We start from the raw sequence: 26,767 nt of genomic DNA, 5'->3' as shown, positions 1-26,767 counted from the left end.
TTCTTTTCCGGGTAGAAGGTCGCGCCCCGTCGCACCGACCCCCTCTGTCGCCTTCGGCGACATCTCCCCCTCAAGGGGGGAGATTATCCGCGCCTTCTCAGCAGCCTTGCGTGCCTTCGCCAATACCACCACGCCAGCACGCGCTTCCTGAAACTGCGTTTCATCGCGGTCATGGTCATACCCCCAAAAGCACGCGGCGCTGGCCGGTGAGGTCGCCGGGCGCGAGGTCGGTTTTCACCGTGCTCAACGTGCCCTGGCGCTGTTCGAGTTCAGCCCGAAGCGCGGCTTCGCGCGCCTGCACGTCCTTGTCGGCAATGGTCGGGGTCGGCGGCAGCGGCTTCAGCGCCGGCGGTTTTTGAAAGAGACACATGGTTCCAGCCTTCTCTTGTCCAGTCATAGAGGAAAAAATCTTCGCCGTTGCGGCCATATCCAGGCAGCCGGCAGCGTTGCGTGGCGCCGAGCCGGCCGAGCCAGCGCAGCGCGAGATGATTGGCGGCCAGCGCCCGCGCCTCGACCCGCCAGGCGCCGCGCGCCGCGACCTCAGGCCCCAGCACGGCGTGAAAGAAGCCGGTGATCCCAGGCACGCAGCGCTTCATGCGGCGGGTGCCCCAGCTCCAGGCGATCCACAGCCCGCCGCGCTGTTCGGCAGCGCCAAAGCCCGCCTCCGGATTGCCGTCGAGTTCGGCGACGTAGGCAAAGCCCTGCAGCGCGGCGAGCGCCAGCAGCGCCGGCGACCAGTGGTCAAGCTGGCAGTCGATCTCGGCCCGGTCCTGCGGGCGCAGATTGGCGGCGATGTAGGAGAGATCGCGCAGCGTGGCGGGGATGATGCGGAGGGTCATGGGGCACCCAAGCGGTAGGCGCGCCTCCCGCTACCGGGCAGGGTGTCGGAGGTCTTGACCGGCCCCGTCGCCGGTGACCTACTTCGAACGCGCACGCAATCGGTTATCCAGGAGACGGGCGAATGGACATTCGATCGACACTGACGGAACTATGCGATGCCTTCAACGCACACGACCTCGATCGCATCATGGCGTTCTTTGCCGACGACTGCGTCCTGGAGATGCCGAGGGGAAGCAACCCCTGGGGCTCGCGCTTCGAGGGCAAGCGCAACGTGCGCGACGCGCTGGCGACACGCTTCGAAGGCCTGCCCGATGTCCACTACGGCGACGGCGAGCATTTCGTCGATGCGGCTGCCGAGACCGGCATGTCCAAATGGATCCTCACCGGCACCACCCGCGAGGGCGTGAAAAAGGAGGTCCGGGGTTGCGACTTTTACACGTTCCGCGACGGCAAGGTGATCCGCAAGGATTCTTACTGGAAGATCGTGGAGTAGGAGTTGGCTCCTTAGCGCCAATTCGTTAGGTCGCGGCAGACAACCATGTGCTGCGTAGCGTCGCGGAAACGATGCAGATAGTCATACGGGACAAGGGCGATGGCGACCCGGCATTAAATGCGGCTGCCTATCTGCGGATTCGTGTTGCCGCGAGCGCCGAGGTAAGGGCGGGCAGTGCCTCAAATTGAACCTCGGCCTTTCAACTTTAGCGCCGCGAGCCCTGCCAAAACAATTCCAGCGAAAACAAGAAATAGATGGCAAGCACTATATATGAAAACTGCTCGACTGACCTCGTTGAAACCCCATTTCGTTCCTAGAAAATAGTGCCCTTGGACGATCTTTCCACCAAGTGCATCGCCAATTTGTGACGCCACTAAAATCCAGGCCAACACATTCAGCCATGCCGCAACACATATGAATTTCAGCGTTTTGGTCTTCATAACCGACCGCAGCCCGGCCTATGTCCACACACTGGTACTGTAGACGTTATCTTGCCTAAGTATCAAAGGCGAGACTACCGAAACGCCCCCAGCGGATCGGCCTGCCCTTTCGCCCGCCTCGCCGCCCTGAACTCCGCCGGGTCGACCACCGCTTCCCGCAGTATCATCACGCATAGCGGTTCGCCGCCATCGCAGGCCCATACGCCACACCTTTCCGCTTTGCTGATTTGGCGGTAGCTTCGGCGACGTCTGAAGCTTCCGCTTCACGTCTCGTTCTTCTCGTCGGGAGTCGTCATGATAACACCTGGGGCGGATGAACCCGCACATCCGATACTAGCCGATACCAAGTATGGCTTATCTTTTTTAATTGATATCCCAGAGGAGCTATGGACGGCCTACTACGCAGCTCTCGGCCGCCTAATGCACGAATTTGCTAAGGCCGAGGAGAATATGAGTATCCATCTTTTGGAAGAAGCATCTAAATTGACAATGGGTAGAAGTGATGTTCTCAAATCTATCGCTATAAGCATGCGAGCCGCATCTCTTAAAGATGCAATCAAGCGAATTCTTCGAATTGTCAATTCACCTCAGCAAACTATTCATGAAGTCGAACAAATCTTTAATCAATTCGGTCAGATTCAATTTCTTCGTAATTTGCTAGCGCACCACTCTGCCGTACCAAATATGGAGAACAAAGCGGGCTATTTCGTTGTCTCTAACATTTCAGAAGTACGCGAGAGAACGTCCGAAGAAATAGTATATTTCAAGATCGATACTTTGGATAACCGTCTTCTGACCTAATGAGGATCGTCCAACGGCTAGGATATGCACTTAATCCGGATATTTATCAAAGCCTTTTGGCACGGTATCCGGAGGCAGCTGCCGACGCATTTTCGCCGTGGCTCTATAAACCCGAACAGTTAGTTCGCGGCGGTCAAAAACACGACAACTAATACTCAGTCGGAGAAGTTGCCGACTCCCCGAAGCGATCTTGATTCAATCGGACACCACCCGCTCACCTGAACGCCCCCAGCGGATCGCTCTGCCCCACCGGCCGCCGTGCCGCCCTGTACTCCGCCGGATCCACAACCGCTTCCCGCAGCATCATCACGCCATAGCGTGTCGCGGCCATCAGGTCGTCGCGCAGTTTGACCACCTGGCCGTCCTTGCGGTGGTAGAGGCGGAATTCCTCAAGCCAGGACAGCAGCGTCGAAAACACCTTGAAGCGGCCGGATTGCATGCGGTCGAGCATGTCCATCAGCCCGGCCTCGACCGAGACCGAGCCATCGGCGAAGCGGGCATGGCCCGACAGCATGTTCAGCCCGTGCGCGGCATATTGTTTGGCCAGCGCCGTGCCCGCCCCTTCCAGCGTCTCGCGGCGACCGTCGCGCGGCCAGGCCCAGGGCAGCCATTCGCCCCACGGCTTCAACGCCAGCACCTGCATCGCCGGCGTCTGCTGCGAGGCTCGCGCCGCCTTGGTGACGTAGACGACATCGGCCTCCGTATCCCAAGCAAGCTCGACGGCGGCCGACGGATGGTCCCAGCCGAAATCGAGCGCGCCGATCCGCGGCCAGTAGCGCGGCAACCGGAACGGCTCGCAGGCGATCAGCTCCTCGGCAAGCGGAAAGATGCGGCCGGAGCCGAGCACCGGAACGCCGCGCGCACGCGCCTCGCGCTCATGCTCGGGATAGGCAGCAATGATAGCGGCGCGCTCCTGCGGCGAATAGTGTTCGGCATCGTCGATGGTCATGAAGGTGACGTGACGGCTCATCTGCACACCCGATCCACAAGCCAGTGGTCGAACTGGCAGGTTGTTGTGTCACGCATGGGGAACCGCGACGAGGACAGCGAGCTTCGGAGCTTTCATCCGAAGTCTCGGTATTGGGTCAGTTTGAAATTTGGACGGCTGCCTTTGCACCTATTGCGCCGATGCAAGAAATGCTGCTGAAATATGCAACATGACGACACCAATGGATCCAGACGACCCAAAAGACGCTTGGCAGTTGCGTGTTTCCGCTGCCATCCAGGGTTTCAGCAGCGCGTTACGTGAGTTGCACGACAGCAATCCTTGGCCTGACCAAGCCGTGCTACCTTTCGCCATGAATTACCTAATGACCGAACTATGGGATCATTATTTTAGCCAAACCGAGATACGACAAGCTTTCGAGGCAGCCGTAGCAGACTTGCCGAGATACGCAGGCGACGACGAGGTCAGGCCCTAGCGGGCTCTAGCGTTCGCCCTTTCGATAGGTGCCGCGTACCATTGGCTTCTCGGCTTCCTTCGCTTCGATCAGCGCTACGATGTCAGCGATTTCCCAGAGCTTGCCAGTCACGCCAGCGACCATTGCCGGGGTCATCCGCAAGGTCGCATGGATACGAACAAAATTGTAGTACATGAAGTGAAGCGCCACGGCGTTGGCGTGGGCTTCCACCTTCTTGGAAAAGCCATTGGTCAGGCGTGTGAAGCGGCGCATGTGCATCCGCATGGTCAGGTTCTGACGTTCGGCAAATGACGTGCTGACGCGCTTGATGTCTGGGTTGCCTTCGATCCGCTCTTTCCGCGCACCAGTGCATTCGGCGGGGCTATAGCGGCCCTTGGCGCTGTCAGGCGAAGCGCCGTAAAGCTTGATCAGCATGGCGTAGTCGATGTCGCCGCCGAATGCACCTTCAACAGCCTCTAGATAAGCCCTGTGGCCATCGCTGGTCGGCTGGACGCGGTTGGCAAGGCGGCGCGAAAGATCGTCCATGAAGCTCATTGCGTATTCGCTATCGCGCCCGCCGACCAGCCAAGACATGACAAGCTTGGTGTCGGCATCGATAGCCGTCCACGTCCAATTGTCGCCAGCGAGTATTGGGTCAGTTTGAAATTGGCGAGAGCAGAAGCCGCGCAAGCTGACCGTCGATAGGAAAGTGGATTTGCGGCGTGGACAGCATGTGGATCACCTCTTTCGTCCGTTCGTCCGCGAACTCGATGTCGTCTCGCATTTCAACGAGTTCGGCCCATTCCTCTAGGTCCTTCGCGCCAAGGTTCCCCGCCAGAAAGCGTAAGAGAACGCTTCGAATGTGATTGTAGGTTAGCCTGACGAGCGGTTTTGGATAATCCCAGGGAAGCGGCGCCAGAAGCGCCTCAATCTCAGTAACCGGCCGATCCAAGTCAACCAGTGACTGAATGATAGAACGCCGTTCTTCCTCTCGCATGCTTAAGTGCTAGCCTATGCTTGTTGCGCTAACGCTCCATCTTGTCGATGCGTTCGCTGAGAGCCTTCACCGCTACCGTATTTTCCCGAATGTAGCATGGATCATTACGCTTTCTCCGAGGGCCAGCCGATATTCCGGGTCGGTTGACGTAGTGGATCGTGCCACGGCGATTTGTCGATGCGATCGACTGCCGCCATTCTGCATGGCGCCTGAATTTTCACGAGCCTCGCCTATCATCCAGGTTTCTCGACCATGTCGTTGTCGCTGCCACCCTCACCTCGGTCAGTGATGGCCAGGAAACCAATCACTCTCAGCGACCGCGTTCGACCCGATTCACTCTTTCAGTAGCCAGTGTCGCTTGCCGGATCTGCGTCTGTCAGCCGGCGGCCAATGGTATTCTCAATGGGACGCTAATATACATAGACGCTCCAGCAAGCAGCGCCTGCCGGATGCTTGAGGAACGCCATGCGAAGATTCATCTTCACGGCGATGTGTATCGCCGCCGCGACAGCCGCCAGTGCCCACGACTGGTACCAAGACAGGGTTGACCCACAGACGAAATTCAAGTGTTGCGGTGGTTCTGATTGCCGCGCCATACCTCGGTCTTCGGTGCGATCCAGGATCGACGGTGGTTACATCTACTTGCCGCATAATTTCATCATCCCACCGGACCGCGTGCAGGAATCCCCAGACGGCCAATACCATATCTGCGAAGGTACCTACGTCATAACCAATCAGTTGTATTTGCGTTGCTTCTTTGCGCCTCGTGTAAAGATCTCCCTACTTCTTCCGCATTGAGGTAGATACCGGGCGTCGCTGCGGCAGCACCGGCTCGCCCTCCCTCTGCGGGCGGCTCTACGTCACCCCCCCGCCCTGCCCTCCACCTCCTGCGCCGACAAAAACCGCAGCACCACATCCGACATGCCCAAGAGCGGCGTGAACGTGACGATCGTTATTCCGCCCGTGGCGTTGGTGCGGGTCAGCCCTTCGGAATAGATGTCGAGCGACGGCTCCTCGTCGAACCACACACCATGCAGCGTTTCGCCCTGCCACTTTTCGCGGCCTTTCTCATAGCTCTTGAACGACAGCACCGATTCATCGGCCTGCACGTCACCGCCGCCGCCCCAGCGCACCACGATGCTGTCGAGCGCGCCCGGCGCGCCGCGGCCCATGGTGGTGTGCAGAATGGCGTCGGCGGGGATCATGCCGGTGCCCCAGGCGGCCTGCTGCTGCGGCGGGCCGACCAGCACCCGCTGCGGGTTGTCGCGCGTGCCCTCGCCCGTCACGCCGGCCGCCCATAGCCGCACGGCGGTGTCGAAGGTCTTGCCTTGCCACCACTGGGGATAGCGGCCGGTGAGATGCATGGCCCATTCGGCGCCGCCGGCCCTGGTCTTGCCGAGCTGGTTGCCGGCCATGAACAGCCGCTCGCGGTTTTTGGCGCCAGCGGCGTGAAACTCGGCCTGGCGTTCATACGGCGCGTAAGATGCAAGCAGATTAGTCCTGCGTCTTCGGTCCAGCTCCTGCAGCAGCGCCAGATAGTGACGGCGCGCCGTCCGGCTGGTCGCCGAACGGCCCGAGGACGGCTTCGAGGCCGCGGATACGGCGGCGGATCTCGTCATCGCTCAGGCTCTCCAGATTGTCGATGGAGACATGTAAATCCTTGGGCAGCACCGATTGCACGATCTTCAGATACTGGTCGGGCTTGTCGGCCCGAACCGCGGCAATGACGCCGGCGCCGTGGGTGCGGAAATCGGCGCGCACCGCGTCGAGAAAATCGTCGCCAAGCGTCTTCTTCGTCCGCCTCGGGGTGGCGCCGGCGGGCGCTTTGCGGCCAGGGCGCGCGCGCGGCGCCGTCCGGTCAGCCATGATCCGGGATCCCGGCGGGCTCTGCCTTGCTGGCGGCAACCTGCTTTGCCGGTCTCGCCCGCTTGATTTTGCCGGGCTTGCGCCGTTTTGCCTTCGCCGGTTTCCGGGTGGTCTTGCGGTTGGCCGCATCAGCGGCTGGCGCGTGGCTCTTTTCGGCAGGCGCGGCTTTCAGGCTTGCCCTGGCAAGACCGATCGCGCTTCCGTCGTGCGCGCCGCGCGGAAAGCCGAAGCCGCCGATAGCATCGACCGGGCCGCCACGAACCATGCCGATCAGCACGGCCGGCACGACCGGCTCGACGCGGCCGATACGTGCCTGCGGGGCAGCGCCTTCGAACAGGCCGATGGCGCTGACGAGCTCGCGGCCGTCATCGTCGATGATGATGGTGGCACAGCGGTTGGACATGGGGATTTCTCGCGGATATCGCAGAATGAACCGAGGATAGCGTTCCTTCGCGCCCCCTCTGTCCTGCCGGCATTCGGTTCTCGCAACAGATTGCCTGAAAAACAAAACCCGCCTCGGCGGCGGGTTGCTGGCGCAAATCAGCACCATGGAGAAATGATACGATAGCTGCCCTCATCCGTCAATAGGAAATAAGAAACAATTCCTACATCAGTCAAGGACGCAGCGGAGTTAGCGCTACCATATTTGTCGTCAAGTCATATGCATATGTGCTAAAGTGCCATGACGCTGGGGAAGTTTGTCTGATAATTTGTTCTTTGGCATCAAGGGGGCACAAGAAGCCATGTCTGACGACAAAATCCGAAATATAAATTTGACCGCCGACATCGTCGCGGCCTTCGTGCGCAACAATTCGGTGCCTCCGGAAGGTTTGCCGGCGTTGATCGAGAGCGTCAACTCAGCGCTCGCGGCCGTGGACAATCCCGTTGCTCCGCCGCAACCGGCACCGGAGCCTGCCGTCAATCGCAAGCGCTCGGTGACGCCGAATTTCATTTACTGCCTCGAGGACGGCAAGAAGTTCAGGTCGCTCCGGCGCCATCTCGGCTCCGCCCATGGCATGACGCCGGAGGCCTATCGCGCCAAATGGGACCTGCCCGGCGACTATCCGATGACGGCGCCCAGCTACGCCGCCAAGCGTTCTGAGCTGGCAAAGGAATTCGGGCTCGGCATCAGGACAGAGACGCCGGACGCCAAAGCGCCGGCCAAGCGCAAGACCAAGGCGTAGCGCGACACCCCTGCGACGTTTGCCTACCGGAGGACGATCATGGTGGCCGACGAGCCAATGACGTTCGTGTCGAACGCGTCGATCGCCGCCAATGGGCCGTGCTGGTTGCCGAAAACGGCACGGTGACCCAGCGCCTGTTCGAAGCCCAGGAAGCGGCCGAGGATTTTGCCGATAGCGAGCGGACAAGGCTCGGCCTGCCCGCCAGGCCGCCGGCGGCGGATCCGCTGGCCTGAGGGACCTTCAACCAGCTGCGGGATATCGCCCGAAACAAAAAACCCGCCTCGGCGGCGGGTCGCTGGCGCAAAACAGCACCATAGGCGAATCATAGCATAACTGCCTTCACCCGGCAATCGCGGCGGATCGCAAGACGTAGCCTTGCCGGCATCGACCGACTGGCCATTAGCCGGCGCTTATGGAATCATTCCGCTCCGACTCGGGGAGAATGCAGCATGGACAAACCAGCCATGGCATCCGTGTTCAGGATGCGGCATGCGCCAGCCACTGTTTCGGGCGTTCGCAGCGTCGGCCGGGGCCAGGCCGATCCGGTCATCAGCAGAAGGCCGCTTGGCGAGGCGATCCGCTTCGTCGTCGACGCCGACCCCCATTACGACATCAGCGCCGTTTCGATCGCCTTTGGCGACGGCTCGGCCCCGCGCCTCGGCAGCCGGGAGGTCAAGGCGCTGTGGGCCGAATACGGCCGCCGCTGGATGGAAGAGTAGGACCGCACCGGAACCTCGGCATTCGCCTCCCCTGGATCGGAACAGCCGCTCATGCGTTGACGCTGGAGTTTTGTTGACGCAATTCCGAACGGAAAACCGCCTCACACTTTTCCTGGAATTGCTTTAGCCAATGGGAGCAAACGCCATGAATGTCGCCAATCTGCAACTCGAAGGCCTGCTGATGGCCGTCGCTTCGATCAACCAGGTGCTGGTCCGCAAGGGCGTGCTCACGGTCGAGGACATCGACATCGCGCTGCGCAAGGCCGAGGCCATCGAAACCGGCGAGGAACGGTCCGGCGGCATGTCGGAGTCGAGCCGGGACGCCGTCAACTTTCCGATCCGGCTGCTGGAGCTGGCCAACCAGTGCCAGCCGGAGACGGACATGCCTTCCTTCTCGAAGCTGGCGCGCATGGTCGGCCAGATGAAGGAACCCTACAACGACCAGATGTGAGGCCCTGCTCGCAGCCGTGGCCAGCGCGCGAGGTGGCTTATGTCAATACCGTCCCTGCAGGATCTTGATGAGCTTGCTGTTGTCAGCGCTGGGCGACAGCATCTTGCGATAGTCGGCGTAAGTGATCTTGCCATTGGCCAGCGCATTGACGAGCCGGTTGCAGAAGGCGGTTTCGTATCTTGCCGGGCTGACATTCATGAGTGCCGACAAATTGTTCTTATCGGACTGCGACGTGGCTCTTTCGTCGGCGACGCATTCGTTGATGTAAGAGCGCTTGGCAGCTGGGCTGCTGAGTGTGACAGGTATAGTGTTGAATTCGCTTTCCGACATTGAGGTGCAGCCGGCAACCAGTGACGTGCCGACAAGAACGGCAGCAAAACGCGTGGCAATGTTCATGAATTCCCCCTTGGACCCGTCACTGTGCTTATCGCGCCAAAACGCGCAAGTACAGTGACAATATCGTCGTATTCGGTCGCAAAGCTTAGGCCAGACTAGTCGCCGTCGCCGCGGCCGAAAGCAGGGCTATCGCATATGGATTCTTACGAAGAGGGACCCCCACCCTAACCCTCCCCACAAGGGGGAGGGAACGCTGCCGCGCGCCCTTTTTGCCTCCGCCCCTGCATCCAGACCTCAATAATTTGCCGAGATCAGCGCCAGCAGGGTCTCCCTCCCCCTTGTGGGGAGGGATTAAGGGTGGGGGTAAGTGCCGGGCAAACATCTCAGAAAATGTCAGATGCGATTGCCCTGCGGCCCAAGGGGGCAGACGTTCACCCTCGGCCGAGCTTGGAGGCCAGCACGCTGCCCGGGCCGTGCACGGCGGCAAACAGCAAGCCGGCGGCGAACGGGAAATGGGACATGAAAGCGCCGAACTCGGCCTGGTTGCCGGCCCAGTGCGACGGACCGTGGAAGGCAAAGCCGAGGAAGACCACGTAGGCGGCGGCGACCAGGGCCGCCGGCGTGAAGAACGCGCCGGTCAGGAAGGCGATCACCAGCAGCGTTTCGAGGATCGCGGCGCACCAGGCCAGAAACAGCGGGAACGGGAAGCCGGCGGCGGCGATGTAGCCGGCGGTCATACCCATATCCATGAACTTGAAGGCCACTCCCATCGCGAACATGGCGGCCAGGATCAGGCGAGCGATGAGAATGGCCGCGGTCTGCCACGGCGATTGAACGGTTTCCATAATGTCCTCCTGGGATTGTAACGGGTTTCGCTCCAAGGACGAGCGGTACGCCGCCGATCCGACACCATCCGGCAAAAATTCTTGGCTGGTAAAGCAGGACTGTTTTCTCGCCCCACGGATAGTAGGGGCAATCGCATATGAAACTTCTCGAAGGTTTGCCCGGCACGTACCCCCACCCCTAACCCCTCCCCACAAGGGGGAGGGAGACTCCGTAAGCGCTGATCTCAGCAAATTGCCGAGGTTTCCATCCTGATCAGGAAGGTGGGTAGGGCGCGCGGCAGCGTCCCCTCCCCTTTGTGGGGAGGGTTAGGGTGGGGGTCCTCTTCGAAAGAATCCGTATGCGATAGCCCTGCCACGAATGGGGCGAGCAACTCAGGATACCAAAGCAAGCCCCCCGCCCCCGCTCAGAGCTTCGCCATCAACTCCCGTCCCAACCGCTTCGGCGGTTCGGCGCGCAGCACCACATTGGTCGTCACCGCGCCGTAGCGGCCGATGGCATCGACGATGCTTTCGAGGTCGGGCGGCGACGGGACGACGACCTTGACCAGAAAGCAGTCCTCGCCGGTCACCCGCAGCACCTCGAGCACTTGCGGCATGGCAGCGAATTTCTTCAGGCAGGTCTGGATGTGCTCATGCGTGGTGCGCAGGCGGATCATCGCCATGGTGCCGAGACCGAGGGCGGCGGGATCGATCGCCGCGCGGTAGCCGGCGATGATGCCTCGCTCCTCCAGCCGCTTCACCCGCTCCGAGGTGGCGGGCTGGGACAGGCCGACACGGCGGCCGAGTTCGGAAATGCCGATGCGGCCATCCTCCTGCATGATCTCGATGATCGCCATGTCGGTGGGGTCGAGCCGGGGCCGGTATTCGCCGTTTGCCATGCGCACCTTCAATCCATCGGAATTCTTCGCTGCTTTCCGATGATCTCTCATTCCGCGGACGAGGAGAAGAGCTAGAATTGGCCGGCATCGTTCACCAGGAGACAGGGCATTCCATGACCGACTTCATCATCTTGCCGGGCAGCGGCGGATCGGGCGAGGCCCATTGGCAGACACGCTGGCAACAGGCCAACCCGGCAATGCGCCGCTTCAGCCCGGCGAGCTGGGACCTGCCGGATTTCGACGACTGGGTGGCAGCGCTGGAAACCGCGGTGTCCCAGGCAACAACGCCGCCGGTGCTCATCGCCCACAGCCTCAGCTGCCTGCTGGTGGCGCATTGGCAGGCAGCGTCGAGCCGCCAGATCGCCGGCGCGTTCCTGGTTGCCGTTCCCGATCCGGCATCGCCCGCCTATCCCGCCTACGCAATTCCCTTCGCCGACACGCCGCGCGGCCCGCTCCGCTTTCCTTCGCTGATCGTCGCCAGCACCGATGATCCTTACGACCCGCATGGCTATGCCGTGGCGAAGGCCGGACAATGGGGCAGCGCGCTGCACATTGCCGGGCCGCTCGGCCACATCAACAGCGACAGCGGCCTCGGCGACTGGCCGGAGGGAATGGCGCTGCTTATGGTTTTCGTCGGAAGCGTCGACTTGAAGGGCGATTGCCAAGCATCGGCTGACGCCGGCGGCCGCTCGTCTTCGCACAATGTCCTGAATTCAGCTGGCTAGAAATCTCTCACGCGAAGAACCCTGCTCCTGCTGCTTCTCCCGCTCCTGTTGCTCCTGTTGCTCCTCCCGCCGCCGCTCGGCGTCGGCCTTGCGCTTCGGGCAATCCTCGTAGTCGTGGTCGCGCGAGCCGCAATAAGAGCAGCATTTTGCCGGCGTGTCGGGGCGAAGTATCATGGCCATGCACAAGAATGCACGAAAAGTCATCCGGTTGCAGCAGCGTCTTCGACGTCGCTGCTCGGACGCGTCACCGCCAGCCTGAGCCGCCCCTCAATAGCCGCCGACGATCGGCAGGATTTCGCCGGTGATATAGCTCGAGCATTGCGGCGAGGCCAGGAACACATAGGCCGGCGCGATCTCTTCGGGCTGGGCCGGGCGCTTCATCGGCGTCTTGGCGCCGAACTGCGAGACGTCCTGAGCCTGTTTGTCGGACGGGTTGAGCGGCGTCCAGACCGGCCCCGGCGCCACCGCATTGACGCGGATGCCCTTGCCGATCAGGTTGCCAGACAGCGCGCGGGTGAAGGCGTGGATGCCGCCCTTGGTCATCGAATAGTCGACCAGTTCCTTCGAGCCGTCTATGCCGGTGACCGAGCCGGTGTTGACGATGGCCGAGCCCGGTTTCATATGCGCGACCGCCTCCTGAGCCATGTGGAAATAGCCGTAGAGGTTGGTCTTCAGCGTGGTGTCGAAATGCTCCTCGGTGAGGTCGGCGAAATCGGCCGAGTGAACCTGGAAGGCGGCGTTGTTGACCAGCACGTCCAGCTTGCCGAGTTGCTTGACCGTGCGCTCCACCGCGCGGCGGCAGAAGGCGCGGCTGGCGACATCGCCACGCAGCACAAGGCAGCGCCGGCCCTCGGCCTCGACCGCCTGCCTGGTCACTTCGGCATCCCTGTCTTCGCTGAGATAGACGATGGCGACGTCGGCGCCTTCGCGTGCAAACAAGACTGCCACGGCGCGGCCGATGCCGGAATCGCCGCCGGTGATCAGCGCCACCTTGCCGTCGAGCTTCCTCGAGCCCTGCCAGAACGGCGCATCATAAAGCGGCGCCGGCTTGATCTCGCCTTCCTCGCCGGGCTTGGGATGGTGCTGCTTCGGAAAAGGCGGCTCGGGATAGAGCCGGGCGCCGGCCTGCATGGCTGCCGATGATTTAGCCTTCGGCTTGCGGCGGTCGTCGGCATCGACCTTGCGCTGCACGCTGCGCTGCTTGCGCACCGAGGTTTTGGTCAGCATGGGATTCTCCTTCCGTGTCGGAGGACAACGCGCTCCGAGCAAAAAGGTTGGCCGCGCAAAAAGGTTGACGGCAGGCATTGCGCACAAAGCGGTCGCATTCGTCCGGACTACATCAAAGTTAAATGCGAGGCACAGACGTCAGGTGCTAGGTGAGTGCGAAAGGGGGACTCTAAAACTCTAGGGAGGAGTCCATGGAGGTTCGAAATCTGGTTGCCAAACTGTCGGCCGCACTGCTGCGCCGGCGCGCCGCATCGCCGCCAATCCTGTTCAGACCAATCCGCAACTCGCTCGCCGACATCCCCTTGAAGGCGCAGTCGCGACCGCCCTACCGGCCACGCCAACCGATCCGGCCGGCCAGCAACATGTAGCCTTCGCAAGCTGCAACCACTTCGCGATTTCCTCGTTTATGGCGATCCCGATTCACGGAGTCTATCCATGAGATCGATACCAACAAACAACCCCATCCTGGTTCTGGGCGCCGCTGCCTTCCTGGTCGCGCCTTTCGCCGGGCTTTTGTGGCGGACGCGCGAATGGTTCGGATGGTGAATTTCCCATGACCAGATTTCTTCCCCTGACGATCAAATTCGTGGACGGCAGTACGATGACGGTGTCGTCGATCGCCGACGCCAACAGAGCGCTGGAGGGAAAGTGGAAGAACAAGGACGCTCAGGCCTACAAGGCGGCCGTCAGGCTGGTGGATGACGCGCTGGACGGCATTTGCCGCCCGGCCATCGCCTTTGCCGCTTTCAAAAATGCCGCCGCTCAACAGGGCTTGCTGAAGCCGGCGAAGCCAAGTGCCGCCCTTGCCATGCTCGACGAATTGGCGTCGCTGAACGGACATCATTGAAAGGCCGGCTGAGGCGAAGTCGCGCCCCTTTGGAACGCCGATGACCTATCTCGGCTCGCGGTTCATGCTGAGATAGGTCGGGTCGAACTCGGCGATCTCGACAAGCCGCTGCCAGTCCAGGATCGTCACCATGTGGTTTGCCCAGCCGATGACGCCGAGCCTGCGCAGCGCGCCGATCACCCGGTTCATGTGAACGATCGACAGCCCCAGCACGTCGGCCAGTTCGGCCTGCGACAAAGGCAGACGGAAACTCATGCCATTGGTCTGCTTGACCACTTGAAGCCGGACGAACAGCTCGCACACCAGATGCGCCAGATGCGAGGTCTTGGATCGCCTGCCCATGGCCACGATCCATTCGCGATGGATGGCGCCGTCGACGAGCGTGTCCAGCCACAGCAACCGGGTCAGATGCGGCGCCTGTTCGGTGATGGCGCGCAGCCGGCTGTGGTCGGCGGCGATGACCCGGCATGGCGAGAGCGCGATGATGCCATGGTCCATGGTTTTGAGCAGAAAGGCGTGCAGGTCGACGAAATCGCCAGGCACCTGCAACGAGGTGAATTGCCGGCCGCCATCCTCCAGCACCTTGTAGCGCGCCGCCAGACCTTCGATGATGAGCGTGCTGTAGCCGGGTCTCGATCCCTCGGAAACGATGTCCTGGCCGGTGGCAAAATCCATCTCGACCGTCATGGCGCCGGCCAGCAGCCCCTTCTCCTCTTCAGAGAGGGCGTCGTGCTGACCAAGGTTCAGATAAAGAGATTCCAGCATTGAGGGGTCTTCCGTCCGGGATCGGTTGCTGTGGCTCAACGCCGGAGATCGGGTGCGGTTGCACGCAGCAGGGCGCGGCGGCAGTTCGCGCCTGGCAGCAACGGCGAGAAATCTGTTTGAGAATCAGCCGGATGGAACCATGGCTGCGAACAGGGGTTTAGCGTCTCATGCAGGATGCTTGCGCCATGGAACGGTTCTACTTCGACCTCTACAACTCCGAAAACCAGATCGATGAAGAAGGGCAGCTGTTCCCAAGCCGCGAGCGTGCGGGAGCCGAGGCGCTGCGGATATTGCACGACGTCGCGCGCGACGAGATGCCGGAGGGCGAGCACCGGCAGATCACCGTCAAGATGCTGAACCAGAACAGGGAGCAGATCTTCGAAGCGTCGTTGACCATGGCGGCGCTGTGGAGTTGAGCGTCAGCGGCCCTGTCGACCACGGCATGGAACCTCTTGCCTTCCCCTCTGTTTCCTAAGGGAGGCCCAGCGGCAGGAGCTGCTGGCCAGCCAATTGATTGGAGGCACAAACCCATGTCCCTGCAAAAGCTTCATCCCGAGCATGTCGACGACACGCGCAGGCTTGCCTATTCGACATTCGGTCCCGTTCTCATCAGTTCGTTGGCCAAACGACTGGCGCGCAGCCAGGGGACCAAGGAACTGAGCGACGTGGAAAAGTCGCTGATCCGGCTGATCGAAAACGCCGACGTCGATGAGCCGCAAGCCGAGGCAATGAGGGAGTTTGCCATCGAGCTGGTGGTGTCGACGATGACGGAAGCCCGCAATCACCCCGACACCAAGAGCGATGTCGAGGCCGTGGGCGAGCGCCGCACCGAGGGCCGCTCCGAGAATCCGGAGACGCTCGAGGAGCAGTTGCAATCGGGCCTCGAGGACAGCTTTCCCGCCAGCGATCCGCCCGCTGTCGTCTCGACCTCTATTTCGGGCGGGTCGAAGGATATTGTCGGCACCGACGAGGTGTTGCGGCGCAAGAGGGAAGCGGCACAGCGCGAGCAGGAAAAGGCCGGCGCCGGTTGAGCTGACCGCACCTCCCGGCGCGGTTCGGCCGTTTCAGCCGAACCGCTTGTGCGGCGCCTCGGCGCTCGCCCTTGCCACGATCGCTTCCAGCGGCTCCGGCCGGTGCAGCAGAAAACCCTGGCCGTAGGCGACGCCCATGTCGCGTAAAATGTCGAGCGCGGCCTGCTCTTCGATCTTTTCGGCCACCACCGCGCAGCCCAGGCTTTTGGCGATGCCCGTTATGGCTGAGACGATCTCGCGGTCGAAGCGGCTTTGCGCGATGTTTTCGATGAACGAGCCGTCGATCTTGATTTGGTCGACGGGAAAGCGCCTGAGATATTCGAACGAGCTCATGCCGGCGCCGAAATCGTCGAGACTGACGCGGCATTGCCGCTCGCGCGCCTTGCGCACGAACTGTTCGGCGGCGTCGAAATTGGTGACGGCGGCGGTCTCGGTGATCTCGAAGCCGATGCCGGAATGCGGCGCGCCGGCCTCGGCGATGACGGCGTCGACGAAATCCCACAGCAGCGGATCGCTCAGTGTCTGCGCCGACAGGTTGAAGCCAAGCGTGATGGCGCCCGATTTCATGGCCGGGCCATGCTGCGACAGCGCGGTCCTGATGATCCAGCGGTCGAGCCGTGAGGCAATGCCGAAGCGCTCCGCAACCGGAATGAACTCGCCCGGCGGGATCAGCTTGCCATTCTTGCCCACAAGCCGCGCCAGCACTTCGACATGACGGCTCTCCCGCCAAGGTTTCCCAAGCAGATGAATCTCCTGGCCGAACAGTTTCAACCGACCGTCGTCCATGGCGTCGACGGTGTCGGCGGCGACACGCGCCGCGTTGAGGCCGCCGGAGCCCGAGGCCGAGTCTGCCGAAAACACCGCAAAGCGGTTGCGCCCCGCGGCCTTGGCCGCGTAGCAGGCGTCGTCGGCGCAGGCCAACGCATCGGCCACCGTCGTGGTGGTGTCGTCGACAAAGGCGATGCCGATGCTGGCCGCGAGCTTGCGCGACGTGGCCGGCAGGCCGAGGTCGGCGTCGCGCACCGCCGCAAGGATTGCGCCGGCCAGCGTCTCGGCCGCGGCCGGCTGGCAATTGGGAACCAGCAGCGCGAACTCGTCGCCGCCCAGGCGCGCGGCGCGCGCCGATGCCGGCAGGCAGCCCACTATGCCGGCGGCGACGCCCTTCAGCGCCAGGTCGCCGGCGGCGTGGCCGGCAAAGTCGTTGAGCGCCTTGAAGTAGTCGAGATCGACATAGAACACCGCCAGCGGCAGAAGCCGCACGGTGGCGATGTGGACAGCCAGCAGCCGGTCGAATGCAGCGCGGTTCAGCAAACCGGTCAGCGCATCGTGGTGCGCGGCGTAGGCGAGTTCTTGCTCGCGCTTCTTGTCCTCGGTGATGTCGCGCACGGTGCCGAGAATCTGGCCCGCAGAGTCCGGAGCTGAGATGAAGCGCACCAGCGATTCGACATGACGGATTTCGCCGTCTCGCCGGATGATGCGGTATTGCGAGGCAATGACTGCGTCGGTCGCAAGCGGGGCCAGATGGGCGCGCTCGGTGGTGTCCTTGTCGTCGGGGTGGAGATAGGTGTGCCAGAGATCGGCGGCCACCTCGTCAGTGTCTGCGACGAGGCCGAAAATCTCCCTGGTGCGGGCATCCCAATAACTCTTGTTGGCGTCGATATCGTGATGCCAGATGCCGGTGCCGCTGGCCGCCAGCGCCAGGCGGAAGCGCACATTGACCCGCTCCAGTTCGGCCTCGGCCTCTTTCTGCCGGCTGATATCGGTCTGGACGCCCATCAGCCTGACCGGCTTGCCTGTCTCGTCACGCTCGACAATGCCGCCGCGGTCCAGCACCCAGATCCAGTGGCCGTCCTTGTGCTTCAGGCGCAGCTCGGTCTCGATCGAAGTGGTCAGGCCGGCAATGTGGCGCTCGCCGCTGGCCAGCGCCCGTTCGCGGTCGTCGGGATGCGTCAGCTTCAGCCAGAGATCGCTGGTGTCGGCAAGCTCGCCATCCTCATAGCCGAGCATGTGCGACCAGGTCGGCGAATAGAAGCAGTCGCCGCTCAAAATATCCCAGTCCCATACGCCGAGATGAGCGCATTCGAGCGCCAGCGCCCAGAACTCGCCGTTGCGTATTTTCTCTTCAGCCATGCCCTGGTTTCGTCCATCCCATCTCCGCCATTGTGCACGAAAGCAGACAAGAAACCGTTACCGGATGCGTGCCCGTACCGGGCGCAAAGCCTGCAATCGGGTCGTATCATGCCGTGTGGCGTGATCATGCGATCGGGGTTCCTCATGCCATCGGCGCCCTGATTGGGCCCGTCCGGCCCGGCCCGGGTTCGACAATCCTTATCGCGCGGCGGCGCGCATTGTCCTCGAGCAGGCCGCGCAGTTCCTCGCGGCCACGCGCAATGCGCGACATCAGCGTGCCGGCCGGCACGCCAAGCATCTCGGCGGCCTCGGCGTAGGAAAAGCCCTCGATGGCGACGATGGTCAGCGCGGCACGGCGGTCGGGGCTGATCGCCTGCAGCGAGTCGATGATCTCGCGCGCCGCGACGTTCTCCAGCTGGTCGGCGGGAGAGGCCTGCACCTCGCCGGCTTCCAGGGGCAGCATCGAGGCCTCGCCACGCCGGTTCACCTTGCGCATCTGGTCGATGAACAGATGATGCATGATCGTGAACAGCCATTTTCGCGGGCTCTCTCCCGTCTGCCAGTTGTCCAGCCGCAGCAGCGCCCGTTCCAGGCAGTCCTGGACGAGATCGTCGGCGGAATCGCGGTCGCGCAGCAGCGAGCGCGCATAGCGCCGCAGACGCGGGATTTCGTCGAGGATGGCTCTCTGCTTTTCGTCCATGAGCTTGTTGTCTTCGTTGTCGGCTTGTCGCCGATGCAAAACCGGTGCGCCCTCGGGTCGAGCCCGAGGGCAGCTTCGGCTGGCATGAAAGTTCCTCTGTTCATGCATGTCGTTGGCTCCAAAAACGCGATGCACTTTTCGGGCAACAGGCATGATGCTCAGCGCGGCGCGGCGTCGATGGTGACCCGGTCGGGATAGAAGGCGCCGTGGTCGCGAATCCCCGCCATCTCATCGAATGGATGCTCATAAGCCCACATCGCGTCCTTGCCGGCTCCACCCGCCGGCAGCACGTCCCAGTAGCTGGCGTCGCCCTTGTAGGGGCACAGCGTCGACAGCGCCGTCTTCTTGAGCTTGCGAAAGTCGATGTCTTCGAACGGGATGTAGAAGGAGAAGGGATAAGGCGGCTCGGTCACTATTTTGGCTTTCGACGACGAGGCGATGATGGCGCCATTGGCAAACACGACGACACGCCCCTTGAAGGGCTCGACGGTGATCACCTTGCCCGGATTGCGCCGAAAGCCGGGTGACGGGTTCGCATGCTGATCCATGGCCGTTCTCCTTGTCAGCGGTGGGTTTGATGCCGATCGAAGGCGTCAGCTGCCGTTCTCGACGGGGCCCGACAGGATGATCACTGCCGTGACGCGGCTCAGTTTTTCGCGCTTCTGAAGCCTTGGCTTCTCGTATGCCTTCTTCATCGTTCTTCCTTTTCTTGACGTCTGCAGCCGGTCCGCGCGGCTGCCGGTGTGCGATCATGGCTCGAAGGGACGACAGGCGCATCTCCCGCCCGGCCGATGCGCGGCCGGCGGAAATCGGGGTGAGCGTGGCAAGAATGATTCCCAAATGTTTCCCGCGATCCGACGGCGGTGGATTTATCTCAGCCGGCACGGCCATGCTTGGGCTGGGCGGAATACGGTTTTGGGGAATGCGGCCCTGGCGGCACAACTGCCAGGCTTAGGCAGGCCGGAACAGCGTTTTGGGCTATGCGGACCAGCGGCGACGGCGATGGCCGCTTGGCGTCGGCATAGCCTCGCGAAATAATCGACAATACGAGACGACAGCCAAAACTCTATCAAATCAAGGCGATTCGGTCTGAATGTTCGCCTTTTGAGCAAAAAGTCTAAAATAAACTGTCGACGGACGAACTATCCCTTCCAAAAAGTGTCGATTTTATCCTTGTTAACCAAATCTTAACTAAAATTATCCGATACAATTGAAGCTATTCATCTGTCGTAATCCGAATCTAAGTTGTACTAATCATTACGCTGATCGCTTTTGACATTGCCGATATCGTTGATGTCTTTGCGGGGCGTATAGTGGGAGGGGCTGCAGGGTTGAAATCCGGGTAAGGACTGTTCGCGAGGAACGGTCTGCCCGACGGAGGAACATACGTATGAGATTGCTGAAATACGCGCTGCTGGCGGGAGCGTCGCTGCTTCCAACCTTGCCCGCGATCGCCGCGACCGCGACCGGAAATCTGACCGTGCGCATCACGATCACAAATGAATGCAAGGTCCAGACAGGAAGCGATCTCAATTTCGGGTCACACGGCGTCATCGACGCCAATATCGACGTGGACAGCACCATCGGCGTGCAGTGCACGACCGGCCAGACCTATGATGTGGGTCTGGGTGTCGGGCTTGGCGCGGGCGCGACCACCGCGGTCCGCAAGATGACCGGACCGGCGTCGGCGACAATCAACTACACGATCTACAGGGAAAGCACCCGCACGCAGCTCTGGGGGACAACGATTCCCACGGAAACGGTTTCGGGAACCGGCAATGGCAGCGTGCAGAACATTACGGTCTATGGCCGTGTTCCAACGCAAACGACGCCGGGGGCAGGCCTCTACACCGACACCGTTGCGATCACCGTAACCTACTGACCAACGACGCCAATACGAGGACGACATGCGATCCATGCTTTCATGCATTGGCGCCACGGCTGTTCTGTTGCTGTGCGCCGGTCTCTCACACGCCGCTTCGCTCAGGGTGGCGCCGACAGGTCTTGAGCTGATCGCTCCCGACGCCTCGGCGGTCCTCAACCTCAGCAACGACGACGCCAAGCGGCCGATCAATGTGCAGATCAGGGTCTTCGCATGGAGCCAGTCCGGCGGCATCGAGACGCTGACGCCAACCACGGATGTCGTCGCCAGCCCACCATCGACCAAGCTCGGACCCAACGCCCAATACGTGGTTCGCGTCGTGCGCGTCTCGAAGGCGCCGGTGCGGGCCGAAGAGAGCTACCGCGTCATCGTCGACGAACTGCCCGACCCCTCGCGCAAGAAGGCCGGTACGGTTGCGCTTGCGCTGCGCTATTCGGTGCCGGTGTTCTTCCGCAATGCCGACGCAGCCGCGCCGGCGATCGCGTGGAGCCTGTCGCGCAATGGCGGCAGCCTGATGCTCACCGCCAGCAACAGCGGCCAGAGCCGCTTTCGCCTGTCCAACCTGACGCTGACCCAGGGCGGCAAGAAGCTCGGCAACCGAAACGGGCTTGTCGGCTATGTGCTGGGCGGCGCGACCATGCAGTGGCCGATCGGCAGCAGCAAATCACTGTCCGCGGGCTCCGTGCTTTTAAAGGCACAGAGCGATCTTGGACCCTTCGATGCCAAAGTTGCCGTCAAGGGCCGCTAGCACCGCGATTGTCGTCGCGCTCGCGACTTTCACACCTTGCCCGGCAGTGAACTCGCAAGAGCCGCCGGCCGTGACGAACACTGAAGAGCCTGATCCCGTTTTGCCGGCCCGCCGCAGCCTCTATCTGGAGGTGTTCATCAACGACACCTCTACGAAACTGATCGGCAATTTCACCGAAATGCCGGATGGGGGCCTGGCAGCGACGGCGCAAGAGCTGAAGGAGGTCGGGTTGAAGCCGCCGGAGGGTGCCGAAGGTGCTGGCGGCCTGGTCAGGCTCGACCAACTGGCGGACGTGTCGTTTCAGATCGACGAGGCGGCGCAGCGGCTCTACGTCACCGCCGCCAATGACAGCCGCGAGGCGCGCATGATCGATCTCGGCTTGCGCTTGCAGGACCGGCCGGCGCCGCAATCAGGCTATGGCGCGGTGCTGAACTACTCGCTGTTTGCCAGCTCCAACACACTGTTCGACGGCGACAACGAACTGTTCCAGGGCATCTCGGGCGGCTTCGACACACGTGTGTTCAGCCCTTATGGAACGCTCAGCCAATCGTTCATCGCCGGCTATTCCGACGGCAGGCTCGGCGGCTTCACGCGGCTCAACACGACCTGGAGCTATTCCGACCCAGACCGGCTGATGACCTACCGGGCCGGCGACTTCGTCTCCGGCGGACTGTCGTGGACGCGGCCCGTCTATCTCGGCGGCATCCAGGCGCAGCGCAATTTCAGCCTGCGCTCGGATCTGGTGACATTGCCGCTGCCCTCCTTCGGCGGCACGGCGGCGGTGCCGTCGACACTCGAGGTCTATACGCAAAACGTGCGCACCTATTCCGGCGACATCCAGCCCGGACCTTTCCAGGTCACCAATCTGCCGGTGTTCACCGGCGCCGGGCAAGCGCAGGTGGTGCTGCGCGACAGCCTCGGGCGCGAGACCACCGCCACCTTGCCGTTCTATGCATCCAGCATGCTGCTGCGTCAGGGACTGCTCGATTTTTCCGCCGAGGCGGGCATGGCGCGGCGCAATTTCGGCATCTCCTCCGACGACTATGACGGCCGCGTCATGGGCGAAGCCACGGCGCGCTACGGCCTGAGCGACCGGCTGACGCTGGAAGCCCATGCCGAGGGCGGCGCCGACCTGATCAATGGCGGCGTCGGCGCTGCCTTTTCGCTCGGACCTTACGGTGCGGCGTCGGTGGCGGCGGCGGGCAGCCATCATGACGGGCGCACCGGCTCGCTGGTCGATGCCAGCGTCGAATTCGGCTATGACGGCTGGGCGATCAACGCGCACATGAAGCGGGCCTTCGGCGGCTATGAAGACATCGCCTCGGTGACGGCGCAGCCGGTTCTCGACCCCGACGACTTCACCCGTTTCAGCGCCGGCGTGCCGCGCGCGGTCGACCAGGTGACGCTCAGCGTGCCGATGCCGCTCGATTTCTCCAGCCTCAACCTCTCCTATACGCATTTGAAGAGCGCCGAGGGCGATACCAGCCAGATCGTCGGGCTGTCCTACAGCCAGGCGATCTTCAAGCGCAGCACGCTCTATGCCACCGCCTTTGCCGATCTCGACGATGACAGCAGCTATGGCGTGTTCGCCGGGCTTTCGATCCCGTTCAACGACGACATCACGGCATCGACAGGGGTCGAGCAAGGGCCTGACGGCCTCAATGTCGTTGCCGACCTCGCCAAGTCGGAACGGGCGGAGGACTTCAGCATCGGCTGGCAGTTGCGAACGTCGGAGGGCGAGGTCCCCAACCGCTCGGCCGCTGTCAGCTATCGCGCGCCGTTTGCGCGTTTCCAGGCCGGCGCCCAGCAATTCGACAAGGATTTTCGCGTGACCGGGCAGATGGACGGGGCCATCGCGGTGGCGGGCGGCGGCGTGTTCGCCACCAACCGCATCGACGATGCCTTTGCCGTCGTCGATGTCGGCACGCCTGACGTCGAGGTGCTGCATCAGAACAGGCCGGTCGGAAAGACCGACAGCAAAGGCCGCATCCTGGTCACCGGGCTCAACTCCTATGAGCTGAACACGGTCTCCATCGACCCTGAGAATCTGCCCGTCGATGCCGATGTCCCGACCACCAAGGAGACCGTCGTCCCGGCCGACCGCAACGGCGTGGTGCTGAAGTTCGGCGTGTCGGAAGCGGCGCAGGCAGCCCTTGTGACGCTGGTCGATGGGAGCGGAGCGCCGCTCGAAGCCGGACTGTCGGGGCGCGTTGACGGCGGCGCGGAAGACTTCGTCGTCGGCTATGACGGGCAGGCCTACATCAAGGGCCTCGGCAAGCAGAATGTGGTAGTGGTCGGCCTGACGGACGGCGGCTCATGCCGGGCAAGTTTCCCCTTCGAAGCGGCGCGCGGGCAGCAAGTGACGATCAAGAATGTGGTGTGCCAATGACAATGCCTGGCCGAATGCTGCGCGCTGCAATCGTTGCCATCCTGGTGGCGATGTTGCCATCGCTGGCCCGGGCGCAGAGCTGCAGCTTCAGCGTAACCAACATGAATTTCGGCCTCATCGACACGCTGTCGGGCACCGCGTCGACGTCGACGGCCACCCTCAACATGACGTGCAGCGGCAGTTTGCCATTGCTCTTGCCCATCCTGGTCTGCCCGCATTTTGCTGCCGGCACCGGCGGCGCCTCCTCGGCGGCGGCCAGGCAGATGGTGAGCGGCGCCAACAGCCTCGACTACCAGCTCTATTCGGACCCCGGAATGAGCGTCGTCTGGGGCTCCTATGCCTGGGCCTATGCCTCGCGCCCGCCGCCGATCTTGCTGAGCCCCAACCCGCTGGGCAGTTCATCGGGCACCGCGACGATCTATGGCCGGGTTCCCGGGGGCCAGGCGACCGTTCCGCCCGGCACCTATCTGTCGACATTTTCGGGCGGGCAAGTCGAGATCCGCTACCGGACGACGCTGTTGGGCAACAATTGCGACACCGGCCTGGGCACCCTGGGCGCCTCTCCGACCTTCACCATCAACGCCACGGTTCCGGCCAATTGCCTGGTCGCCACCCAGAACATCGATTTCGGCCCCAAGGGCGTGCTCGACGCCAATGTCGACGCCACCGGCCAGGTCACGGTCACCTGCACGCCGTCGACCGCCTATACGGTGTCGCTGAATGGCGGCACGACAGGCGGCACACCGACCAACCGCAAGATGTCGAAAGGCGCCGAGCGGGTCACCTACGGTCTCTACAAGGACAATGCGCGCACGCAGCCCTGGGGTGACGCCGGAACGCCGGGAAGCACGGTCGCCGGCACCGGGACCGGCGCGGCGCAACCGCTCACCGTCTACGGCCGCGTGCCGCCGCAGACCACGCCCTCGGCCGGCGTCTATACCGACACGGTGGTGGTGACCATCACCTATTGATCGCGGCCGTCGTCAGCGGGCGCCAGCCACCGCGCGTAAAGTTCGCCGACGATGCCGCGGCGCCAAGGCAGGTCGCCCAGTCGCGGTGTTCGTTGAGGAGGCCAACTAGGCCGTGAACCCGTAAATCGGCCGGGCGGACGGGCTGCCAGAGTCCGCTATCCACTGATAGCGACCAAATTCTGCAGCGCAGCTAAACGACGCGATGGGCCAACAGCACACATCCTGGGATGCTGGCAATGGCCGGCCACATCGGCAGCGATGTGGCGGATCCTGATTATTCGGGAAGACCTGAATCGCGCATTGCTTCGATAAGAGGTGTTGCGAGTACCGGCACGCAACCGATGGCGGAGCACTGACCATTGCAGCTGAAGTTGGGTTGAAGTTGTATCACGCGCCCGGCAGCCGCGTTCGCATCTTCCATTCGTCCGAGTTTAGCAAGCGCGGCTGCCAGAAACATGTACGAGACACTGAAACCTGGCTTGCTACGAATGGCCCGTTGCGCTGCCGCCGCAGCATCTTCATAGCGCCCGCGAAGAAAATGACCCATGCACATGCCGTGCAGCGCCGCCGTAATCCACGGATCGAGCGGACTAAGCCGGATACCCCGCTCGCCCCATTCGATGGCACGCTCGGCTTCCCCTCCCCAGCCCAAAATCAACGCGCCCCAGGAATATGCCCACGCTGCCGATGGGGAGATTGCAAGGGCGGCCTCGAACGTTTCCTGAGCCAAGATACGGTTATGTTCGACAAGACCGATAGCGATTGCGGCGTAGACAAGTGCCGGGGCATCGTCGGGGCCAAGCGCCACTGCAGTATGCGCGTGCCGTATCGCAGCGATGCGATTGTCTTCACGCCTTCCCGCTCGGAGATATAGTATTTCATTGCAAAACGCCGTCTGGCCGTGCGCGAGCGCGTAGTTCGGCTCAATTAAAAGTGCGCGCTCAAGGAGTGGCACTGCCTGCGACGCGCCCTCCGGCATCCCAGTATCCACCAGAGGCGTCGCACGTAGCAGAAGGTCGTAGGCGTCGAGATTTTCAGGTCGCTTGCGCTTCGCCCGTTCAATTTCGGCTTGGCGCAGGCTGGGCTCGATCGCGGCGACAGTGCTCAATGTGATTTCATCCTGCAAAGCAAAGATGTCGTCGACGGCGCGGTCGTAGCGATCTGCCCAAATATGGGCCCTGGTCTCCGCGTCAATAAGCTGCGCTGTGATCCGTACTCGGTCGCTGGCCCGTCGCACGCTGCCTTCCAACACGTAACGAACACCTAGGTCCCGTCCAACCTGCCTGATGTCAACGGACCGCCCCTTATACGTGAAGGTCGAATTGCGGGCGATCACGAACAGCCATTTGAAACGGGAAAGCGCAGTGATGATGTCTTCCACCATGCCATCAGCGAAGTACTCTTGCTCCGGGTCACCGGACATATTCTGAAACGGTAGAACGGCGATTGAAGGTTTGTCGGGTAATGGCAGCGGTCGATTGCTATCCGCAATCGTTGTCTTCGGTGCGTTACCAGGTTTAACTTCATATAGTCGAACCACCCGATCAATGTTCTTTAGCGATCGTTCGCCTAGATCATCGAACTCGAACTTCGTTTTTCCCCTGACTTGTTCGAACGCACTTCCCGACAAACACACGCAGCCCGGCGAGCACTCGTTCTCAACGCGCGCGGCCACATTCACGCCATCACCAAAGATGTCGTTTTCGTCGCTAATAATGTCGCCGATGTTGATGCCAATGCGAAAGGCAATCTGCCCCTCCCGGCCGGCCATCTTCTCTTGAACAGCCATGGCGCAAGTCACCGCGTCGACAGCGCTGGCGAATTCGACCAAGAGACCGTCGCCAGTTGTCTTAACGATCCTGCCCTTGTGCTCCGCAATGGCTGGATCAACGATTTCGCGGCGGATGGCCTTAAGGACTTCGAGCGTGCCGACTTCGTCAGCGCCCATTAACCGCGCATAACCGGCAACGTCCGCTGCCAACACCGCCGCTAACCGTCTCTCAACGCGCGCCGTAACCACCGCTACCCCTGCTAGTTTGACTGAATATAGCAGGTCAAAGCCTCAGGCGGGAGACTTGGAACCCCAACAATAATCCATCACC

33 protein-coding genes and 1 pseudogene are annotated in these 26,767 nt (G+C 62.1%); 15 read left to right on the top strand and 19 right to left on the bottom strand.

Annotated elements, in window-relative coordinates; genetic code table 11:
- Positions 1–269: 269 nt before the first annotated feature.
- A complete protein-coding gene (locus tag AC1DXM_RS22515; protein ID WP_477236295.1) occupies positions 270–839 on the bottom strand; it encodes a hypothetical protein in 570 nt (189 codons plus the stop codon).
- A gap of 122 nt (positions 840–961) precedes the next feature.
- Between AC1DXM_RS22515 and AC1DXM_RS22510 the strand changes: the two genes are divergently transcribed.
- Positions 962–1,333 carry a nuclear transport factor 2 family protein gene (locus tag AC1DXM_RS22510; RefSeq protein WP_477236293.1) on the top strand — a complete coding sequence of 124 codons (372 nt, stop codon included), beginning with the start codon at positions 962–964 and terminating at the stop codon, positions 1,331–1,333.
- Between the two features lie 179 nt (positions 1,334–1,512).
- Here AC1DXM_RS22510 and AC1DXM_RS22505 read toward each other — a convergent pair whose 3' ends face one another.
- Positions 1,513–1,773: a hypothetical protein gene (locus AC1DXM_RS22505; protein WP_477236291.1), complete on the bottom strand. Its 261-nt coding sequence runs from the start codon at positions 1,771–1,773 to the stop codon at positions 1,513–1,515.
- A 294-nt stretch (positions 1,774–2,067) separates the two neighbouring features.
- Between AC1DXM_RS22505 and AC1DXM_RS22500 the strand changes: the two genes are divergently transcribed.
- Positions 2,068–2,574, top strand: a complete 507-nt coding sequence (locus AC1DXM_RS22500) for a hypothetical protein (protein WP_477236289.1) — start codon at positions 2,068–2,070, stop codon at positions 2,572–2,574.
- A gap of 214 nt (positions 2,575–2,788) precedes the next feature.
- On the opposite strand, the gene AC1DXM_RS22495 is transcribed toward AC1DXM_RS22500, so the two are convergent.
- The 6 genes and pseudogenes from AC1DXM_RS22495 to AC1DXM_RS22470 all read right to left on the bottom strand — a co-directional run bounded on the left by AC1DXM_RS22495 (position 2,789) and on the right by AC1DXM_RS22470 (position 7,240).
- Positions 2,789–3,544: a phage terminase large subunit family protein gene (locus AC1DXM_RS22495; RefSeq protein ID WP_477236287.1), complete on the bottom strand. Its 756-nt coding sequence runs from the start codon at positions 3,542–3,544 to the stop codon at positions 2,789–2,791.
- 457 nt (positions 3,545–4,001) lie between these two features.
- Positions 4,002–4,619 (bottom strand): annotated as a pseudogene (locus tag AC1DXM_RS22490) (IS1 family transposase); the annotation flags it as partial.
- A 10-nt stretch (positions 4,620–4,629) separates the two neighbouring features.
- Positions 4,630–4,971 carry a hypothetical protein gene (locus AC1DXM_RS22485; protein ID WP_477236285.1) on the bottom strand — a complete coding sequence of 114 codons (342 nt, stop codon included), beginning with the start codon at positions 4,969–4,971 and terminating at the stop codon, positions 4,630–4,632.
- Between the two features lie 860 nt (positions 4,972–5,831).
- Positions 5,832–6,488 carry a terminase large subunit domain-containing protein gene (locus tag AC1DXM_RS22480; protein WP_477236644.1) on the bottom strand — a complete coding sequence of 219 codons (657 nt, stop codon included), beginning with the start codon at positions 6,486–6,488 and terminating at the stop codon, positions 5,832–5,834.
- The gene (locus tag AC1DXM_RS22475; protein WP_477236283.1) at positions 6,466–6,837 is read right to left on the bottom strand and encodes a hypothetical protein; all 372 of its coding nucleotides are present in this window, start codon (positions 6,835–6,837) and stop codon (positions 6,466–6,468) included. The genes AC1DXM_RS22480 and AC1DXM_RS22475 overlap by 23 nt, the downstream gene beginning before the upstream one ends.
- Positions 6,830–7,240 (bottom strand): hypothetical protein, encoded by a 411-nt coding sequence (locus AC1DXM_RS22470; RefSeq protein ID WP_477236281.1) that lies wholly within the window; start codon positions 7,238–7,240, stop codon positions 6,830–6,832. The genes AC1DXM_RS22475 and AC1DXM_RS22470 overlap by 8 nt, the downstream gene beginning before the upstream one ends.
- A gap of 340 nt (positions 7,241–7,580) precedes the next feature.
- Between AC1DXM_RS22470 and AC1DXM_RS22465 the strand changes: the two genes are divergently transcribed.
- From AC1DXM_RS22465 to AC1DXM_RS22450, 4 genes are all read left to right on the top strand, one after another.
- Entirely contained in the window at positions 7,581–8,021 is a 441-nt protein-coding gene (locus AC1DXM_RS22465; protein ID WP_477236279.1) for a Ros/MucR family transcriptional regulator, read from the top strand.
- 98 nt (positions 8,022–8,119) lie between these two features.
- Positions 8,120–8,254 (top strand): hypothetical protein, encoded by a 135-nt coding sequence (locus AC1DXM_RS22460; RefSeq protein ID WP_477236277.1) that lies wholly within the window; start codon positions 8,120–8,122, stop codon positions 8,252–8,254.
- A gap of 216 nt (positions 8,255–8,470) precedes the next feature.
- Entirely contained in the window at positions 8,471–8,740 is a 270-nt protein-coding gene (locus AC1DXM_RS22455) for a hypothetical protein (RefSeq protein WP_477236275.1), read from the top strand.
- Positions 8,741–8,885: 145 nt separating this feature from the next.
- Positions 8,886–9,191: a hypothetical protein gene (locus AC1DXM_RS22450; RefSeq protein WP_477236273.1), complete on the top strand. Its 306-nt coding sequence runs from the start codon at positions 8,886–8,888 to the stop codon at positions 9,189–9,191.
- Positions 9,192–9,233: 42 nt separating this feature from the next.
- Here AC1DXM_RS22450 and AC1DXM_RS22445 read toward each other — a convergent pair whose 3' ends face one another.
- The 3 genes from AC1DXM_RS22445 to AC1DXM_RS22435 all read right to left on the bottom strand — a co-directional run bounded on the left by AC1DXM_RS22445 (position 9,234) and on the right by AC1DXM_RS22435 (position 11,250).
- Complete coding sequence (locus tag AC1DXM_RS22445) at positions 9,234–9,587, bottom strand: hypothetical protein (RefSeq protein WP_477236271.1); 354 nt, start codon at positions 9,585–9,587, stop codon at positions 9,234–9,236.
- Between the two features lie 371 nt (positions 9,588–9,958).
- Complete coding sequence (locus AC1DXM_RS22440) at positions 9,959–10,372, bottom strand: DoxX family protein (protein ID WP_477236269.1); 414 nt, start codon at positions 10,370–10,372, stop codon at positions 9,959–9,961.
- Positions 10,373–10,776: 404 nt separating this feature from the next.
- Positions 10,777–11,250 carry an Lrp/AsnC family transcriptional regulator gene (locus tag AC1DXM_RS22435; RefSeq protein WP_477236267.1) on the bottom strand — a complete coding sequence of 158 codons (474 nt, stop codon included), beginning with the start codon at positions 11,248–11,250 and terminating at the stop codon, positions 10,777–10,779.
- A 113-nt stretch (positions 11,251–11,363) separates the two neighbouring features.
- Here AC1DXM_RS22435 and AC1DXM_RS22430 point away from each other — a divergent pair, with 113 nt between their 5' ends.
- On the top strand, positions 11,364–11,975 hold the full coding sequence (locus AC1DXM_RS22430) for an RBBP9/YdeN family alpha/beta hydrolase (RefSeq protein ID WP_477236265.1): 612 nt from the start codon (positions 11,364–11,366) through the stop codon (positions 11,973–11,975).
- On the opposite strand, the gene AC1DXM_RS22425 is transcribed toward AC1DXM_RS22430, so the two are convergent.
- Together AC1DXM_RS22425 and AC1DXM_RS22420 are read right to left on the bottom strand one after the other, a co-directional pair.
- A complete protein-coding gene (locus AC1DXM_RS22425) occupies positions 11,964–12,155 on the bottom strand; it encodes a hypothetical protein (protein ID WP_477236263.1) in 192 nt (63 codons plus the stop codon). The genes AC1DXM_RS22430 and AC1DXM_RS22425 overlap by 12 nt on opposite strands.
- An 87-nt stretch (positions 12,156–12,242) precedes the next feature.
- Positions 12,243–13,202: an SDR family oxidoreductase gene (locus tag AC1DXM_RS22420; RefSeq protein ID WP_477236261.1), complete on the bottom strand. Its 960-nt coding sequence runs from the start codon at positions 13,200–13,202 to the stop codon at positions 12,243–12,245.
- A 191-nt stretch (positions 13,203–13,393) separates the two neighbouring features.
- Between AC1DXM_RS22420 and AC1DXM_RS22415 the strand changes: the two genes are divergently transcribed.
- Both AC1DXM_RS22415 and AC1DXM_RS22410 read left to right on the top strand, forming a co-directional pair.
- Positions 13,394–13,570: a hypothetical protein gene (locus AC1DXM_RS22415; protein ID WP_477236259.1), complete on the top strand. Its 177-nt coding sequence runs from the start codon at positions 13,394–13,396 to the stop codon at positions 13,568–13,570.
- Positions 13,571–13,755: 185 nt separating this feature from the next.
- The gene (locus AC1DXM_RS22410) at positions 13,756–14,049 is read left to right on the top strand and encodes a DUF982 domain-containing protein (RefSeq protein WP_477236257.1); all 294 of its coding nucleotides are present in this window, start codon (positions 13,756–13,758) and stop codon (positions 14,047–14,049) included.
- A 45-nt stretch (positions 14,050–14,094) separates the two neighbouring features.
- On the opposite strand, the gene AC1DXM_RS22405 is transcribed toward AC1DXM_RS22410, so the two are convergent.
- Positions 14,095–14,814, bottom strand: coding sequence for a Crp/Fnr family transcriptional regulator (locus tag AC1DXM_RS22405; protein ID WP_477236255.1), 720 nt, complete (start codon positions 14,812–14,814; stop codon positions 14,095–14,097).
- Positions 14,815–14,999: 185 nt separating this feature from the next.
- Between AC1DXM_RS22405 and AC1DXM_RS22400 the strand changes: the two genes are divergently transcribed.
- Both AC1DXM_RS22400 and AC1DXM_RS22395 read left to right on the top strand, forming a co-directional pair.
- On the top strand, positions 15,000–15,230 hold the full coding sequence (locus AC1DXM_RS22400) for a DUF6894 family protein (protein ID WP_477236253.1): 231 nt from the start codon (positions 15,000–15,002) through the stop codon (positions 15,228–15,230).
- Positions 15,231–15,344: 114 nt separating this feature from the next.
- Entirely contained in the window at positions 15,345–15,845 is a 501-nt protein-coding gene (locus AC1DXM_RS22395; RefSeq protein WP_477236251.1) for a hypothetical protein, read from the top strand.
- A gap of 33 nt (positions 15,846–15,878) precedes the next feature.
- On the opposite strand, the gene AC1DXM_RS22390 is transcribed toward AC1DXM_RS22395, so the two are convergent.
- From AC1DXM_RS22390 to AC1DXM_RS22375, 4 genes are all read right to left on the bottom strand, one after another.
- Entirely contained in the window at positions 15,879–17,975 is a 2,097-nt protein-coding gene (locus tag AC1DXM_RS22390) for an EAL domain-containing protein (protein WP_477236249.1), read from the bottom strand.
- A gap of 142 nt (positions 17,976–18,117) precedes the next feature.
- Positions 18,118–18,675, bottom strand: coding sequence for a sigma-70 family RNA polymerase sigma factor (locus AC1DXM_RS22385; protein WP_477236247.1), 558 nt, complete (start codon positions 18,673–18,675; stop codon positions 18,118–18,120).
- Positions 18,676–18,833: 158 nt separating this feature from the next.
- Positions 18,834–19,223: a DUF427 domain-containing protein gene (locus AC1DXM_RS22380; RefSeq protein ID WP_477236245.1), complete on the bottom strand. Its 390-nt coding sequence runs from the start codon at positions 19,221–19,223 to the stop codon at positions 18,834–18,836.
- A 45-nt stretch (positions 19,224–19,268) separates the two neighbouring features.
- Positions 19,269–19,370: a putative RiPP precursor gene (locus AC1DXM_RS22375; RefSeq protein ID WP_477236243.1), complete on the bottom strand. Its 102-nt coding sequence runs from the start codon at positions 19,368–19,370 to the stop codon at positions 19,269–19,271.
- Between the two features lie 695 nt (positions 19,371–20,065).
- Between AC1DXM_RS22375 and AC1DXM_RS22370 the strand changes: the two genes are divergently transcribed.
- From AC1DXM_RS22370 to AC1DXM_RS22355, 4 genes are read left to right on the top strand one after another with little or no spacing between them, the layout of a single operon-like run.
- Positions 20,066–20,557 (top strand): Csu type fimbrial protein, encoded by a 492-nt coding sequence (locus AC1DXM_RS22370; RefSeq protein WP_477236241.1) that lies wholly within the window; start codon positions 20,066–20,068, stop codon positions 20,555–20,557.
- 25 nt (positions 20,558–20,582) lie between these two features.
- Positions 20,583–21,305, top strand: coding sequence for a fimbrial biogenesis chaperone (locus AC1DXM_RS22365; protein WP_477236239.1), 723 nt, complete (start codon positions 20,583–20,585; stop codon positions 21,303–21,305).
- On the top strand, positions 21,277–23,694 hold the full coding sequence (locus AC1DXM_RS22360; RefSeq protein ID WP_477236237.1) for a fimbria/pilus outer membrane usher protein: 2,418 nt from the start codon (positions 21,277–21,279) through the stop codon (positions 23,692–23,694). The genes AC1DXM_RS22365 and AC1DXM_RS22360 overlap by 29 nt, the downstream gene beginning before the upstream one ends.
- A gap of 14 nt (positions 23,695–23,708) precedes the next feature.
- Entirely contained in the window at positions 23,709–24,665 is a 957-nt protein-coding gene (locus tag AC1DXM_RS22355) for a Csu type fimbrial protein (protein ID WP_477236642.1), read from the top strand.
- A 274-nt stretch (positions 24,666–24,939) separates the two neighbouring features.
- On the opposite strand, the gene AC1DXM_RS22350 is transcribed toward AC1DXM_RS22355, so the two are convergent.
- Positions 24,940–26,649, bottom strand: a complete 1,710-nt coding sequence (locus AC1DXM_RS22350) for an adenylate/guanylate cyclase domain-containing protein (RefSeq protein ID WP_477236235.1) — start codon at positions 26,647–26,649, stop codon at positions 24,940–24,942.
- Between the last annotated feature and the right edge of the window lie 118 nt (positions 26,650–26,767).

Source organism: Mesorhizobium sp. P3_A2 (assembly GCF_056403115.1).
The sequence above is the reverse complement of the archived record's forward strand: the minus strand, read 5'-3'. Positions and strand labels throughout refer to the sequence as shown.